The organism is Microcoleus sp. AT8-B5 (genome assembly GCF_036705565.1).
Lineage (GTDB): Bacteria > Cyanobacteriota > Cyanobacteriia > Cyanobacteriales > Microcoleaceae > Microcoleus.
This window is the reverse complement of record NZ_JAUBUY010000089.1, coordinates 1-11,963: the sequence shown is the minus strand read 5'-3', so window position 1 is coordinate 11,963 and position 11,963 is coordinate 1. Positions and strand designations below refer to the sequence as shown.

The following is an 11,963-nucleotide window of genomic DNA, read 5'->3' as shown; positions in this document are numbered from 1 at the left end:
TAGCCCGTCCAAAAAGGACGGGCTATAAGAGCCCATCCCACTTTCAAGAGTGGAAGTTATTTAATTCTCATTCCTTAGTTATACCCTAATTCAGCAACGGCTTTTTTTGTCATATCATGGAGGAGATCAACGCTTTTCGCTTTGCTGGAAATGCCGCCAAACTTCATGATGACAGACGTACCAAAAATACAGGGCTAAATTCAGAAGAGCTAATAATTTAGTGCCATCTTCTAACATCGCGTGTAATCCTTGATTTCGCAAGTGTAAAGGATCCGCAAACCGCGAGATAGCCAACAATAGGAATGCTGCGACTAATGGCAGGTAAGGAGTGGTTTTGATGTATCGCCAAAACTTAACTCCGTAAAGGAAAACTGCACTACCATAACACAAATAAATTAATTTCTTAGATATTCCCAACCGAGAAATAATCAAAGTCATCCGAAACCTGTCATCTAGGAAAAAGACTCCCAGCAGTAAAGCACTAAAAAATAAGAATATCCCCGATCGACTCCGCGGCTCTTTTTGGCGCAGCACTCCGAAAGTAAATGCACAAATTGCGACTGGGGTGCACCATAGGACTTCGGAAACTCCGGTGAGAATGCCTTCGTAAGGGAACCAGAAATTAAAAGGATCGCTAAACAGGCGTTCAACTCCGTCTCCCTGGTTGTTGAGTTTGGCGTATATGCTCAGCGCGCACAAAATCAGAAGAGTCAGAATGTTAAAAGCAGCTAAAAACCGTACACGAAAAAAGTGTTTTTTGAAAACTTCTAAAGAAGTTGAAAAATTGGGAATTTTATCGAATAAAGGTAGATGCTTCATAAAAAATGTCTCCCAGCAATAGAGTTCGTTACTTATTCACCGGCAGCCAAACCACAAATGTAGTGCCGCGATCGGTTGGATATAAATGAGTTTCCGCCGATGGCAGCCATTCAGGATTGACTGGGGAAAATACTTCTATTTCTCCTTGCATTTGGCGGACTAAATCGCGGGCGATCGCCAAACCTAATCCTGTACCCGGAATTTCTGTCTGCGCTTTTTCTCCCCGGTAGTGCCGCTCAAATAAATGCTCTAAATCCTGGGGAGGAATGCCGGAACCTGTGTCGCTGACGGCAACTGCTATGGCAGGCAATTGGCTGTATCCTGCCCGATCGCCATCTGCTGCTTTGTACCTGACTTTAATATAAATTTGGCGGCCGGCAGGGGTATATTTCAAAGCATTGTCAATTAAATTGCTCAAAACTTCGCGCAAAGCTCGATCGTTCGCCCAGACTGGTGGCAAATCCGCCTCCATGTCGGCTACCAATTTCAGATTCCTTTCAGATGCGATCGCCTCGGCGGAAATTAACAGCGGTTTTAAGACTTCTGTAACAAAACAGGATTCCTGCAAATTGGCTGCAGGTGACAGCGACAGAGGAGAATGCCGGATTGATTCGACATTGGACATTGCTTTTTCTGAAGTGCCCGATCGCAGTTTTAGATGTGCTTCGCCGGTGTCAACAGTTCGATCGAACTGGCCGAGCAACTCTTGCAGCCGATCGCTCTCACGGACAATACTAAAAGCCACATTGCGGTTTTTATCTTCCGGTACCAGCCGCCGCGCTAACAGCTTGCCAAAAGTTCGCAACGCTGTCAGCGGACTTTTAAACTGGTGCAGCAAATTGTGCATCGTGTCGTAAACCTGAGCCTGGATTTGCCGGGCCGAACCCAATTCCTGCTGCATCCACTGCGATCGCTGGTCTAAAATGCAGGCTAGGGCTAAGGTGCGAGCAATTTGTTGTATTTGAGCCTCCTCTCGCTCGTTCCAAGGCCTGTCTTGCCGACCGCTGACTAGGAGTCCCATTACAGCTCCCTCGTGTATCAGAGGCGTCACAATTTGCATCCGCTGCTGCCACAAATTCTCCGGGCCTTGGCACTGATGGGAAGTGCGCTCCTTACCCGGAAGTCGATCGGGTGCGATCGCCCCTACCGTTGATTCTTCCACAGGCCCAACAGGCGGCGCCAGCAGTCGCGGTACCGGTTTCACTGTCGAGCTTTCGGAAGATTGCAACCTCAACCCCTGATTTTCTTCCAATTCGGCTGAGGTTTCTGGGTAAACTGCGATCGGCACCAACTTTGCTTCGCTGCCTTCTACCAACTCTTGTGTCAGGTATACCGCGCTGAATTTCGCTCCCAAACTAACGGCGATGGCCACCTGCGAACGGCAAAGTTTGACAAATTCTGAACTCGCTGGCATTAACATGAGCGCCACATTAAGATATCTAACGGAATTCTAAGTAAATTACAAATGATCGGCTGCCGATTACTGATGAGAGACTTCTCGATTTCAGATTTATTCCCTTTGATAGAAGGCAGCTATGTTGAAGGCATGGGGCTTTCATGAACCCAAATTGCCCCGCATCCCCGTCCGCGCAGCTTCCACCGATCCCCAAGCTTTGATATTGCCCGAACTTGGGGCCAACCATATCACAACCGCTACACTTTTGTCGATCGGCACGAATGTTAAGATTATGTCGATATATTAAAAACAGTTGAAATTTTGAGCTAGAACGGATATACTGGCCTCGGATTTGGTAGCTATCATTACAACCTGTCTGCTCATACTGTCTGCTCACAGAGGAGGTAAAGAAATTGGCCAGGAGACGCAAACGCAAGAGTCGCCGCCGACAAGAAGGACGCAGAATTTTAGAGTGTGTGCCTCAATATAGCATCGAGAGCGGCGAAGATAAACCCGTAACAGCGGCTCGCAAGTTCATCCATGCAGAAGGCATTGCTCCCCCAGCTTTGCTGTTAGTCAAGCGTAACGAGCATACCACTGACAGATACTTCTGGGCTGAAAAAGGTTTATTTGGAGCCCAATACGTAGAAGAGAACCATTTCTTGTTTCCCAGCTTAAAGGTGATGTTGGAAGCTACCACAGAAAAAATTCCTGTGGTGTCAGCCAGTCGCGCATAGCTCAAAATGTTTAGCTCAAAACATTGACAGCAATGTTTTTCTAAGTTTTTTAACAAAAGCGCGAGAGTTCTCATTGTCTGGAGAGTGCCAACTGAAATTTCTGCGAAAAGTCCTTAGAAATTAGGGTATAAGGAGCCATCGCAACAGGCGCGATCGCAGCCCAAGGGCGATCGCCACAATTGGCACTTTCACGATAATGGTTTTTTTTGATTGACTGTTTGGTCGATCGAATTTGTCGATCGAATTTGTCGATCGAATTTGTCGATCAAAAAAACAGCCACTGGTTTATCAACGAGAGATCCGCTCTTGAGTCATCTGTTTGTCAGCTAGAAGTCTAACTACGGCATCTAGCATATCAAAAAACGTTCCGCGTCAAACTTTATAATCGATCGGTTTCAAATCTAAAGCTTTTTGCATAGCTGCTAGTTCATCGCGGTGAGCTCTGACAGTAACAAAGCTCTTGGTTTGGCTTCCAGACTCAGCAACTGATTCGAGTTTGAGGGAGACTTGCTCAGAGCGTCCAGCTTTTTTCCAGTAAAATACCCCCGCCAGCGGGGACAGCAGTACCAAAGCTAGGAAAATTTGACCCTGCTGAGGAACTAGCATTCCCAAAACCAGTCCCAAGCACAGAGTGCCACCTGCACTCAGCAGAGTTAGAAAAATAGCTAGAAACCAACTCGGCCGCACAAAACCCTCAAACGTGACTTTATAGTTGGGGGCATCGACGGCTGCAACTCGGTAAGCTCTCTGGGCAAAATACTGTTGTAAGTCGGTTAACAGTGACTCTTGGGCGCTCTCGGAAGCCAGCTTGACTTGTTCGATTCGATCTTTGACTGAAGCCTTGATGAAGAAAAACAAGCCAACAGCCAACAGTAGCGTCAGCACAAAGGTAGAAGGAAGAACAGCAGTATCCATCGGTAGAAGTTTGTGTAATTGAAATTATCTACTATTACTTTACAGAACTTTACATAAAAAAGCGATCGAGGACTTACGCAGACACTTTTTTACCAAGATTCGCAGAAAGCTTCTTCTGCAAGGCGTTTTGCTCTCCATCACCCAATTCCCATATCTCCCCATCATCCCTAATTCTCAAGTGACAATGCGTAAGTCCTGACGCGCCGTGTAGATGCTTGAATCGCTGTGCGGCGATCGAGCAAAGCGAAGGCAATCAGGCAAATCGCTTTGCAAGTAGCGCCAGCATCTCCAGGGTTTAGGCATCCGATTCAAACTCGGTTAACCCATGTGACCGGTTTCTAAGGCGCGGGAACGACGCTCTGACGCGCCGTTTCCCTGACCAATGTAATCGTGCCAGAGACGAGCGAGGTCTTGAGCTTGGTGCCGCCACTCAGGGAGGATTTGATACATCCGGCGGGGGCGGCCTCGTCCTTCTACTTTTTTCCAGTAACCGGTGATTACGGCTTCATCTTCGAGGAATTTCAGAGCGCTGTAGAGAACGGTATCAGATAGTCGGTAGATGGGGAATTCCCTCTCTAGTTGGCCAATCAGTTCTGTACCGTAGGAATCTCCGCGCAATAACACGGAGAGAATGTAACACACAGCTAATTCCTTGTTTAGATAAACAGGAGGGGGGTCTTGAAAAAATTGATAGATATGTTCAAACTTCATCTGTCTTGTCCGCTGGAAACTCTCGTGATACCGTCAGGTTAACGGGAGAGGAAAGCGGGGCGGGGTGTGCCGCTTCCTAATGATTAAGTGGGACACCGGGGAAACAGAGGTGCAGTATTTCCCCAGTGAATGTTGATAGCCCCAAACGCTTGTCCTGCACTTCGGTAATGTTTGCCTGCGCCTTGGTTGAGCAGCGCTGACGTAACGCTGCTGACTAACTTCCTCTTCCAATCTATCGCAGCGACTATTATCAAGTGTGCGATCGCCTGCAAGAGTTGGCAGTTACTTTGGGAGTTAGTGTGTTAACTGAATTTGCCCTTGATGTTTGCGTTCAAGCGCAGGCTTTAAACCGAACTCAGGCCTAACATAGCCCGCAGTGTAAAAGTTAGAAAGACAAAAGTCGCTACAATCGAACTAATCAGGGCGATCGCAGTTGCCGGTCGATCGAGCAGGGGTTTGAGTCGCTCGAACAGGAAAAAGAAAATTCCCAGACATATCGTAATGAAAAAGCGCGGGTAGCGAGAGACGTTATTAATAAAATCTTGCATGAGCTTGGTGGGGTAAAGTGTCACAGCACGATCTTTGACTGGTAACACTTGTGAGCGAGTTAGACAATTTTGGCACAGCCGGAGCTAAATCTGCCGATCGGGCGATCGGGCATTTTTGCCGGTGAGGCTGACATATATAATTCTAACGAAAACTTTTCGCCGATGGCTCCAGCACTCTCTGTTTAATGCCACGCCACCTCCGGTAACAACTTCAGAAGTATGTCTATTGAGTTCTAGTTGTGATAAATATTATAGGGCCGTTATTTCTAGATAAATGTCTGCTGCCGCACCTTCTTTCGTCTTGCCACGTCCCTTTCTGAAATGGGCAGGAGGCAAAACTCGGTTGATTGGACAATATCAACCTTATTTTCCTGAAAAGTTCACAACTTACTACGAGCCTTTTTTGGGTGGCGGAGCTGTATTTTTTTACTTAGCACAGCAGCACCCTGGTTTGCAAGCTGTTTTAACAGATATTAATCCTGAGTTGATTAATGCTTATCGCTGTGTCAGGGATAAAGTTGAGGAGCTGATTCTCCTTTTAGAGGAGCATCAGTCAGAACACAGCAAGAACAATAAAGATTATTATTACTCGGTGCGATCGCGCTCCTACAAAACAGATACAGAAAAAGCAGCACGCCTGATTTACCTAAATAAAACTTGTTACAACGGCCTCTACAGAGAAAACTCAAAAGGTGAATTTAATGTTCCCATAGGTCGATACAAAAATCCTAACATTTGTCAAGCAGATTTACTGCGATCGGTCTCATCTTTACTCGCGCCCGCTCAAATTGAAGTCAGAAAATTCGATGAAATTTTGGATTTTGCTACCAGCAGCGAAGACTTTGTTTATTTTGACCCGCCTTATTATCCAATCAGTGCCACCAGTAACTTCACGACTTACAGCCGGGATAATTTTAAAGAATCGGAACAGATTAAACTGAGAGATATTTTTGCAGAACTTGCAGAACGAGGCGTGAAAGTTATGCTGTCTAATTCTAACTGCGATTTTATCGAAAAAATCTACCGCGATACTCAAATTTTCCCCAATCAATCTCTGCCAAAACTCATTGAAATATCAGCATCTAGGGGAATTAATTCTAATAGTTTTAAGCGTGGCAAAATCAAAGAAGTATTAATACGTTTATTTTAAATCTTCCTTAAGGAAAGTCTCTAATTAAGGAATGAGAATTAAATAACTTAGAATGCGTGATGGTTCTTGTGGGATGGGCCTGAAAGCCCGTCCAGAAAGGATGGGCTATAAGCCCAACCCCTACTTCCCACTTTCAAGAGTGTAAATTATTTAATTCGCACTCCTAAGCATATTTTGTAGGAGCAATACGTAGTTTCCCCACACGAGGCAAAGTTCCATAATTCCTGTTACAGATATTTGTTAGCCCAGGTAATAAAACCTTCGAGCTTGTGAACTGCCAACAGATTGTCATTGTCAGGAATTTGTTTTTTAAACCAGTCGATCGAACCTTGTCTCATACCATCACCACCCACTATAACAATAGTAGGAACTCGATAACAATTTTTAATATTTAAATTAAGGTAAGGATACTTCTCATCTACTGAACCTTTGTCTTCTTGCCACTTGCACTCAACAATTAGACCCAGAGGAAACAAACCGCAACCAACAATATAAAAATCGACATTTATTTCAGTTTCATAAATGCTAGCTCCGATATAAACCTGTTTAGCATATCGCTTGGAATTTTCAGTAGAGCTTAAGAGCCAATCTCGCTTGCGCTTTTTCGGCAACTGGGGACATATTTCGAGATATCCGTGGCCTCTCAACGTACCTTCTACAGTTGTTTCTAAAACAAAACCAGTTTTATTGGCTCTAAAACCCCTATTCATTTTGTTGTCCCCTGAATATAATTTGAATTAAGCCGATCGCACTTCGATCACTCCCCTGTCAAAAACCCGTTTGTCAGTACCAATAGAACTGACAAACATCCGGTCTTCATAGACATCAAACGTCGCAAAACTCAGGCGGCTAGCAGAATACTCCGTCCACTCAGAACGCCCCACCGCACGGGTGCCCCCGCCGGCACCGCAAATTAAATAAGTCGTACCGTTAATCGATCGAGTCCGTTCGTAACTGTGCTCGTGTCCGTTGATATAAAGCTGCACGCCGTACTTTTGAAACAAAGGCGTCAAAGTCTTAATAAAAGGTTGATTCAATCCGTAGACGCCAGAGGAATAAATCTGGTGGTGGCCGAACACAACTTTCCAAGGTGCGGTGCTCTGACTCAACTCTTTTTCCAGCCAAACAAGCTGATTTTTCCAATCCGCATTGTGATTGGTATCTAAAGCAAAAAACTGTACTGGATCTCGCCGAAAAGTATAGTAGCGACCTTGCATATTAAAACCCGCATATTTAACTTGCGGATCGCCGTTAGCAGTGCGGATATCGTGATTTCCCAGACAAGCATAAAATTTTACACCTTGCTGTAATAATGGCTGATAAGGTCGCTCGAAAACAGCATTGATTTTTTCAATTTCGCCGTTATTGTAGATATTGTCGCCGGCGAGAACAGCAACATTAAAAGGGTTTTCCCGGTGATATTGGGTCATCGCCTCAGCCACAGCATACTGACCTTCAGCCCCGGTACCGGTGTCGGCTACCGAAATAAAGCGTAAAATAGGCTGTGAGGCCGGTAAAGGGACGATCGCCCTTTCTGCCTCAACGTTAGAAGGGACAGCAGCGTTGGCGTCTGTACCCCCGGCACTCCGAAGCTGAAACATTTTCGAGACGGCGGCAAAACCTAAGCTGCTGAGACTGCCTAAAATTAGAAAGTGACGACGTTTGATGCTCATTTTGATTCGGTTACAACTAAGTTAAATGATAAATTAAGGTTGAGATGGCTCAATTAAAATTTATCTCGTTTACATATATTTGCAACGCCCCAAGGCAGAGAAAATGTCAGAAGAACAACTAAACCAACCAACTCCAGAACCCTCTCAATCTCCGACACCGGAGGTTGCTTCGGCCCCAAAGTCTGCCCCCACTGGCAGCAAAACTCAAAATGCCAGCAGCGCGGTTCCCAAAAATCAGAGAATCAAAACTTTGATGGCCTCGATCGGGAATTTGGGAAAAAAAGGTAAAAAAGTACCAGCCGAACCCTCGTTGCAGCAAGAAAAGCCGATCGCACCCACCACTTCTGACTCAGCAACAGTAACTCCTCCGGCTGTTGCTGTGGAAGTTAACAGCGTGCCACCAAAAGTTGCTGTAAAAGTTGAGAAAAAGCCTGTATCCCAACGCCCGGAAGGGAGTTTTTTAGAGAAAGTCGCTGTACTTTGGAAAAGTATTGTGCGGCTAGTGCGATCGCTACTGCCACCATCTACGAACCAGAAGCTGTCCGATCCAATTTTAAACGCCGCCCTAGCAGCAATTCTAATCGTTGTAGTCGGTTTAACTTTCAACAGTTTCTCAGCCAAACCGCCGGAGAAATTAGCAAAAGTGCCTTTGCCAGCAGCGCAGCAGTCGCCGCAAACTTTTGGTGATTTTATGGCATCGGGAACGCCAAAATCCCCAGAGGCGATCGTACCATCTAAGCCAATCTCTACTAACTTCAAAAGCAAGTTGCCCGATTTAGTGGCGCCGGAAAAACCGCAACCAGTAGAAATTATCCCACCGCCACCGCTGACGCCCGAACAGTCTCTGATTGCTGCGATTCAAAATCAAGTTACTGACATTAAGAATCGACTGGGCGGTAGTTTAGTTGAGTCTGTTCAAGCTAATTTTGCCAGCAGCATTTTGACAGTAAAAGTCGCTGAAGATTGGTACAAACTCAGCGCAGTTGAGCAAAATCAACTAGCAACGAAGATGTGGAAGGAGGCTAACTCACTCGATTTCAGCAAGTTAGAAATTGCGAATATGGAAGGCAATTTAATAGCTAGAAGTCCGGTTGTTGGTTCGGAAATGATTATTTTAGAGAGAGGGATTAATTAGAATTTAAATAGTCTGTATCTGTACACCATCTTACCAGCCTTAAAGTCCAGGACGCAGCACCTAATCATGTAGGTGTGCACTGCACACCTTACCGCTGTTTATTTTGTTGAGGATATTGAAACTTTCTCAAACCCGACAGAATGCTACCATTAAATTAATTAACTTTGAGGAAAATTGAAAAATGACAATTTTAACTCAAGTCGAACAAGTAGAAATTGAATATGCCAGCAGCGACGGAGAACCGATGGCTGAAAGCGACATCACGCGCGATTACATGACTTACAGCGTAGAAGCTGTCAAGCTTTACTTTCAAGAACGTTCTGATGTTTACGTGTCAGCTAATTCTTTCATTTATTATGAACAAGGGAACAACAGGGAGCATTCCATTTTGGCAAAAAGCATTTTTTTTACAGTGCGAACTATTGAATATCTCGCACTCTAAAAGCCAAACAGAGATGCTCCCGTTGTTCCGTAATTTCCCGTCAGTCAATTTAAGTAGGCTTGAAATGCGAGCCTACAACAATCTAAGTATTTTGGCTGAGTAACGTACATTACTTTGATAAATAATCTGTAAAATTTTAACAATTCAATCACAATTTATCAGTCAAACAAACTAACTAGCGCAGCAACCTTCACATAGGCTCTGATATTAAGTTGTTGCGGACACTGCCAGTTTCCCAGTACCCGACGGAAAATATCAGTAATTTCCGTGATTGACTTGCTGCCGAAAATACGGGAACATTATTCTTAATAAAAGCTTGGCAGCTCACTAAAAATCACGCACTAAAAACTTGATTAAGTCCGAATCCACACATTCTTCTTGAATGAAGGGTGAAGCGCATCAATTAGTTAGTTTGAAACTATCACAAGCAAACAGCTCACTCGCATCTACGGAAATTAAACATGAAACTTGTTAAAGATTCACCTTTTAACTCTCAAGATCCGTTTCAGAATTTCCTCGCCCCAGAATTCGAGATTGATACCAAAAACTTACTCAATAGTCAAGCTTACGCCAGCAACATCTCAGAACAAACACTCCCTCCACTTCGGGCCGCTGACAACAACAATAGCGCTGAAGACATCGCCAGCTTTTCCAACTCCCTCAGTTTGAGTCAGAGCTTCCCCAACACAGATTTTAATCCTTGCGAAAAAAAATAGCGCACTGGATGCTCTGACTGGGGAAATTATAGGTAAAAGGGATCTCGACTATTACGACAAAGATGCTTTAATCGGCGAAAGACGCGCATCCCAACTCGCACCAACAGCTTCTAATCCCAAAGCACCTCCCATCATCCAAAGTGCCGAACTTAAGTTTACAGACAGCAACAATCAATCTTTTCCCAACAATCAACCCGTTCTCTTCATCACGGGTACTAATGTATTAGTAGATAACTTGAGCGACCCGTTAGGCAGCCGATTCAGCGACTTAACCGTTAAATTTTTCGTAGGCAGACAAGCTTACGAAGGAACAGTTTTGACAGACAAAAGTCGCAAATTGGCAAACAATCAATTTGAAATCGCCGTTCAAGTTCCCAACACCGTACCGTTAGGTGAATCGCGCATCGTCATCAGCCGCAAGCAAAACGAAAAAGTTAGCCCAAATCCCTCAGAACCAGCCAAAGAAGTTAAATACGATAGCAGTCCTTACCGAATAGAAAACAATACAGAATACATCTTTGGCGCGCAGTGGACAACAGATAAAATCGCAATTATTAACGGTGCAAATCCCGAATCAGTCGTCACAGCTACTAATAGCAGCGACTTGTCGATTGCCAGCGTTTCTGTAGGCACGGATGACATACTCGATCGCCCGCGAGAACTAACACTCACCAGTGACGGCAGCCGTGCTTATGTAGCGATGGATCGTTCTGGGCGCATTGCTTTAGTCGATCCGATGACCAGGCAACAGGTAGACACTCAGCCGAATACCGCTGGTATTAACCCGATAAATTTGCCCAGCGGTGCAGAACCTCGATCCATAGTCATAGACCCCCGCGACCAATACGCTTACATCGCAGACGGAAAAATCGGCAGCAACTCCATCTACGTTCTCGATATCAACCCGTTTTCCTCAACCTATCACCAAGTCACCCAAACCATCCCAGTCGGTACAGCCCCGAACGGTTTGCGACAAATAGCCATTAGCAGCGACAGCAAAAAGCTGTTTGTTACTGCACCAAACGGCTCGAATAGCAAAATTTATGTTGTTAACATCGACCCCAAAGACCGACCCAGCGACCCCAGTCAGAACCCCAAAAAGTGGCATCAATTAATCGGAAGTATCACAGCCGATGAAGGAGTAGAAGGAATAGCAAGCACCGTCAATCCCTTAGCCATGACCTTCACGAACAGCGGCAAAGATAGCAACGGATTTGGGGTATTGGATATTACTAATAATGACCCGGTAAGTTTTGCTGCTACTACTCGCTATGCAAGTTTAGGGCTGGGTTCTGCTAACGATTATTTTGATGTAAATGAGGGAGTCGCGGTAACGGTACTGCCGGATGCCAGTTATGCCTTTGTTGTGGGTCGCAATGCGGACACGAAATTTTTCGGTCAAGAACTACCCAGCGTAGATGGAGACCCGCGAGCCGGCAGCAACATCGGCATTATTAAAGACCCGCTAACAAATCCGCAATTAATGGCGGGAACTAGACCAATTCCAGATGGATTCGCTACCGACTTAGCGCTTTCAAGTGATAGCAAATTCCTTTACGCTTCCTATCCGAATTTAAGCGGTGCTGGCGGCAAAGTTTATGTTTTTGATGTGGAGGAATTTGTCAAAACAGTGACAAACCCCGCTCAATTTCAAATTGATGCTAAAGGTCGGGGTGTCGGGCTGCCTTTGTTTGACAGCACTACGGCACGAAATGCTACGG

15 protein-coding genes and 1 pseudogene are annotated in these 11,963 nt (G+C 45.2%); 8 read left to right on the top strand and 8 right to left on the bottom strand.

The annotated features are described in order from the left end of the window. Positions 1 to 126: 126 nt before the first annotated feature. Both QUB39_RS29720 and QUB39_RS29715 read right to left on the bottom strand, forming a co-directional pair. Positions 127 to 819: a hypothetical protein gene (locus QUB39_RS29720; protein WP_333058446.1), complete on the bottom strand. Its 693-nt coding sequence runs from the start codon at positions 817 to 819 to the stop codon at positions 127 to 129. 28 nt (positions 820 to 847) lie between these two features. Further along, positions 848 to 2,233, bottom strand: a complete 1,386-nt coding sequence (locus QUB39_RS29715; RefSeq protein WP_333234214.1) for a HAMP domain-containing sensor histidine kinase — start codon at positions 2,231 to 2,233, stop codon at positions 848 to 850. A gap of 121 nt (positions 2,234 to 2,354) precedes the next feature. Here QUB39_RS29715 and QUB39_RS29710 point away from each other — a divergent pair, with 121 nt between their 5' ends. From QUB39_RS29710 to QUB39_RS29700, 3 genes are all read left to right on the top strand, one after another. Then, positions 2,355 to 2,522 (top strand): hypothetical protein, encoded by a 168-nt coding sequence (locus QUB39_RS29710; RefSeq protein ID WP_333058444.1) that lies wholly within the window; start codon positions 2,355 to 2,357, stop codon positions 2,520 to 2,522. Positions 2,523 to 2,628: 106 nt separating this feature from the next. Further along, entirely contained in the window at positions 2,629 to 2,952 is a 324-nt protein-coding gene (locus tag QUB39_RS29705) for a DUF3155 domain-containing protein (protein WP_006635576.1), read from the top strand. A 206-nt stretch (positions 2,953 to 3,158) separates the two neighbouring features. Continuing rightward, the gene (locus tag QUB39_RS29700) at positions 3,159 to 3,290 is read left to right on the top strand and encodes a hypothetical protein (protein ID WP_333279462.1); all 132 of its coding nucleotides are present in this window, start codon (positions 3,159 to 3,161) and stop codon (positions 3,288 to 3,290) included. 34 nt (positions 3,291 to 3,324) lie between these two features. On the opposite strand, the gene QUB39_RS29695 is transcribed toward QUB39_RS29700, so the two are convergent. From QUB39_RS29695 to QUB39_RS29680, 4 genes are all read right to left on the bottom strand, one after another. After that, positions 3,325 to 3,867 (bottom strand): cofactor assembly of complex C subunit B, encoded by a 543-nt coding sequence (locus QUB39_RS29695; protein ID WP_333058443.1) that lies wholly within the window; start codon positions 3,865 to 3,867, stop codon positions 3,325 to 3,327. A gap of 174 nt (positions 3,868 to 4,041) precedes the next feature. Continuing rightward, positions 4,042 to 4,170 (bottom strand): hypothetical protein, encoded by a 129-nt coding sequence (locus tag QUB39_RS29690; RefSeq protein WP_333212707.1) that lies wholly within the window; start codon positions 4,168 to 4,170, stop codon positions 4,042 to 4,044. A 15-nt stretch (positions 4,171 to 4,185) separates the two neighbouring features. Beyond that, positions 4,186 to 4,578, bottom strand: a complete 393-nt coding sequence (locus tag QUB39_RS29685; RefSeq protein ID WP_333058442.1) for a PadR family transcriptional regulator — start codon at positions 4,576 to 4,578, stop codon at positions 4,186 to 4,188. 344 nt (positions 4,579 to 4,922) lie between these two features. Then, on the bottom strand, positions 4,923 to 5,126 hold the full coding sequence (locus QUB39_RS29680) for a DUF751 family protein (protein ID WP_190657763.1): 204 nt from the start codon (positions 5,124 to 5,126) through the stop codon (positions 4,923 to 4,925). A 274-nt stretch (positions 5,127 to 5,400) separates the two neighbouring features. Between QUB39_RS29680 and QUB39_RS29675 the strand changes: the two genes are divergently transcribed. Next, positions 5,401 to 6,276: a DNA adenine methylase gene (locus QUB39_RS29675; RefSeq protein WP_333212703.1), complete on the top strand. Its 876-nt coding sequence runs from the start codon at positions 5,401 to 5,403 to the stop codon at positions 6,274 to 6,276. 227 nt (positions 6,277 to 6,503) lie between these two features. Here QUB39_RS29675 and QUB39_RS29670 read toward each other — a convergent pair whose 3' ends face one another. Both QUB39_RS29670 and QUB39_RS29665 read right to left on the bottom strand, forming a co-directional pair. Then, positions 6,504 to 6,986: a PD-(D/E)XK nuclease superfamily protein gene (locus QUB39_RS29670; protein ID WP_333058439.1), complete on the bottom strand. Its 483-nt coding sequence runs from the start codon at positions 6,984 to 6,986 to the stop codon at positions 6,504 to 6,506. A 27-nt stretch (positions 6,987 to 7,013) separates the two neighbouring features. Continuing rightward, positions 7,014 to 7,949 carry a metallophosphoesterase gene (locus QUB39_RS29665; RefSeq protein WP_333058438.1) on the bottom strand — a complete coding sequence of 312 codons (936 nt, stop codon included), beginning with the start codon at positions 7,947 to 7,949 and terminating at the stop codon, positions 7,014 to 7,016. 103 nt (positions 7,950 to 8,052) lie between these two features. On the opposite strand from QUB39_RS29665, the gene QUB39_RS29660 reads away from it, so the two are divergent. From QUB39_RS29660 to QUB39_RS29645, 4 genes and pseudogenes are all read left to right on the top strand, one after another. Next, the gene (locus QUB39_RS29660; RefSeq protein WP_333212701.1) at positions 8,053 to 9,084 is read left to right on the top strand and encodes a hypothetical protein; all 1,032 of its coding nucleotides are present in this window, start codon (positions 8,053 to 8,055) and stop codon (positions 9,082 to 9,084) included. A 181-nt stretch (positions 9,085 to 9,265) separates the two neighbouring features. Beyond that, on the top strand, positions 9,266 to 9,526 hold the full coding sequence (locus QUB39_RS29655) for a hypothetical protein (protein WP_333206662.1): 261 nt from the start codon (positions 9,266 to 9,268) through the stop codon (positions 9,524 to 9,526). Between the two features lie 461 nt (positions 9,527 to 9,987). After that, a complete protein-coding gene (locus tag QUB39_RS29650; RefSeq protein ID WP_333212699.1) occupies positions 9,988 to 10,242 on the top strand; it encodes a hypothetical protein in 255 nt (84 codons plus the stop codon). A 235-nt stretch (positions 10,243 to 10,477) separates the two neighbouring features. Further along, positions 10,478 to 11,963: pseudogene (locus QUB39_RS29645) on the top strand (YncE family protein); the annotation flags it as partial.

Bases quoted from the DNA above. Each gene is read 5' to 3' on its own strand.
- QUB39_RS29670 (WP_333058439.1), bottom strand. From the start codon at position 6,986: ATGAATAGGGGTTTTAGAGCCAATAAAACTGGTTTTGTTTTAGAAACA.
- QUB39_RS29680 (WP_190657763.1), bottom strand. From the start codon at position 5,126: ATGCAAGATTTTATTAATAACGTCTCTCGCTACCCGCGCTTTTTCATT.
- QUB39_RS29720 (WP_333058446.1), bottom strand. From the start codon at position 819: ATGAAGCATCTACCTTTATTCGATAAAATTCCCAATTTTTCAACTTCT.
- QUB39_RS29690 (WP_333212707.1), bottom strand. From the start codon at position 4,170: ATGCCTAAACCCTGGAGATGCTGGCGCTACTTGCAAAGCGATTTGCCT.
- QUB39_RS29655 (WP_333206662.1), top strand. From the start codon at position 9,266: ATGACAATTTTAACTCAAGTCGAACAAGTAGAAATTGAATATGCCAGC.
- QUB39_RS29665 (WP_333058438.1), bottom strand. From the start codon at position 7,949: ATGAGCATCAAACGTCGTCACTTTCTAATTTTAGGCAGTCTCAGCAGC.
- QUB39_RS29695 (WP_333058443.1), bottom strand. From the start codon at position 3,867: ATGGATACTGCTGTTCTTCCTTCTACCTTTGTGCTGACGCTACTGTTG.
- QUB39_RS29715 (WP_333234214.1), bottom strand. From the start codon at position 2,233: ATGCCAGCGAGTTCAGAATTTGTCAAACTTTGCCGTTCGCAGGTGGCC.
- QUB39_RS29685 (WP_333058442.1), bottom strand. From the start codon at position 4,578: ATGAAGTTTGAACATATCTATCAATTTTTTCAAGACCCCCCTCCTGTT.
- QUB39_RS29710 (WP_333058444.1), top strand. From the start codon at position 2,355: ATGTTGAAGGCATGGGGCTTTCATGAACCCAAATTGCCCCGCATCCCC.
- QUB39_RS29675 (WP_333212703.1), top strand. From the start codon at position 5,401: ATGTCTGCTGCCGCACCTTCTTTCGTCTTGCCACGTCCCTTTCTGAAA.
- QUB39_RS29660 (WP_333212701.1), top strand. From the start codon at position 8,053: ATGTCAGAAGAACAACTAAACCAACCAACTCCAGAACCCTCTCAATCT.
- QUB39_RS29650 (WP_333212699.1), top strand. From the start codon at position 9,988: ATGAAACTTGTTAAAGATTCACCTTTTAACTCTCAAGATCCGTTTCAG.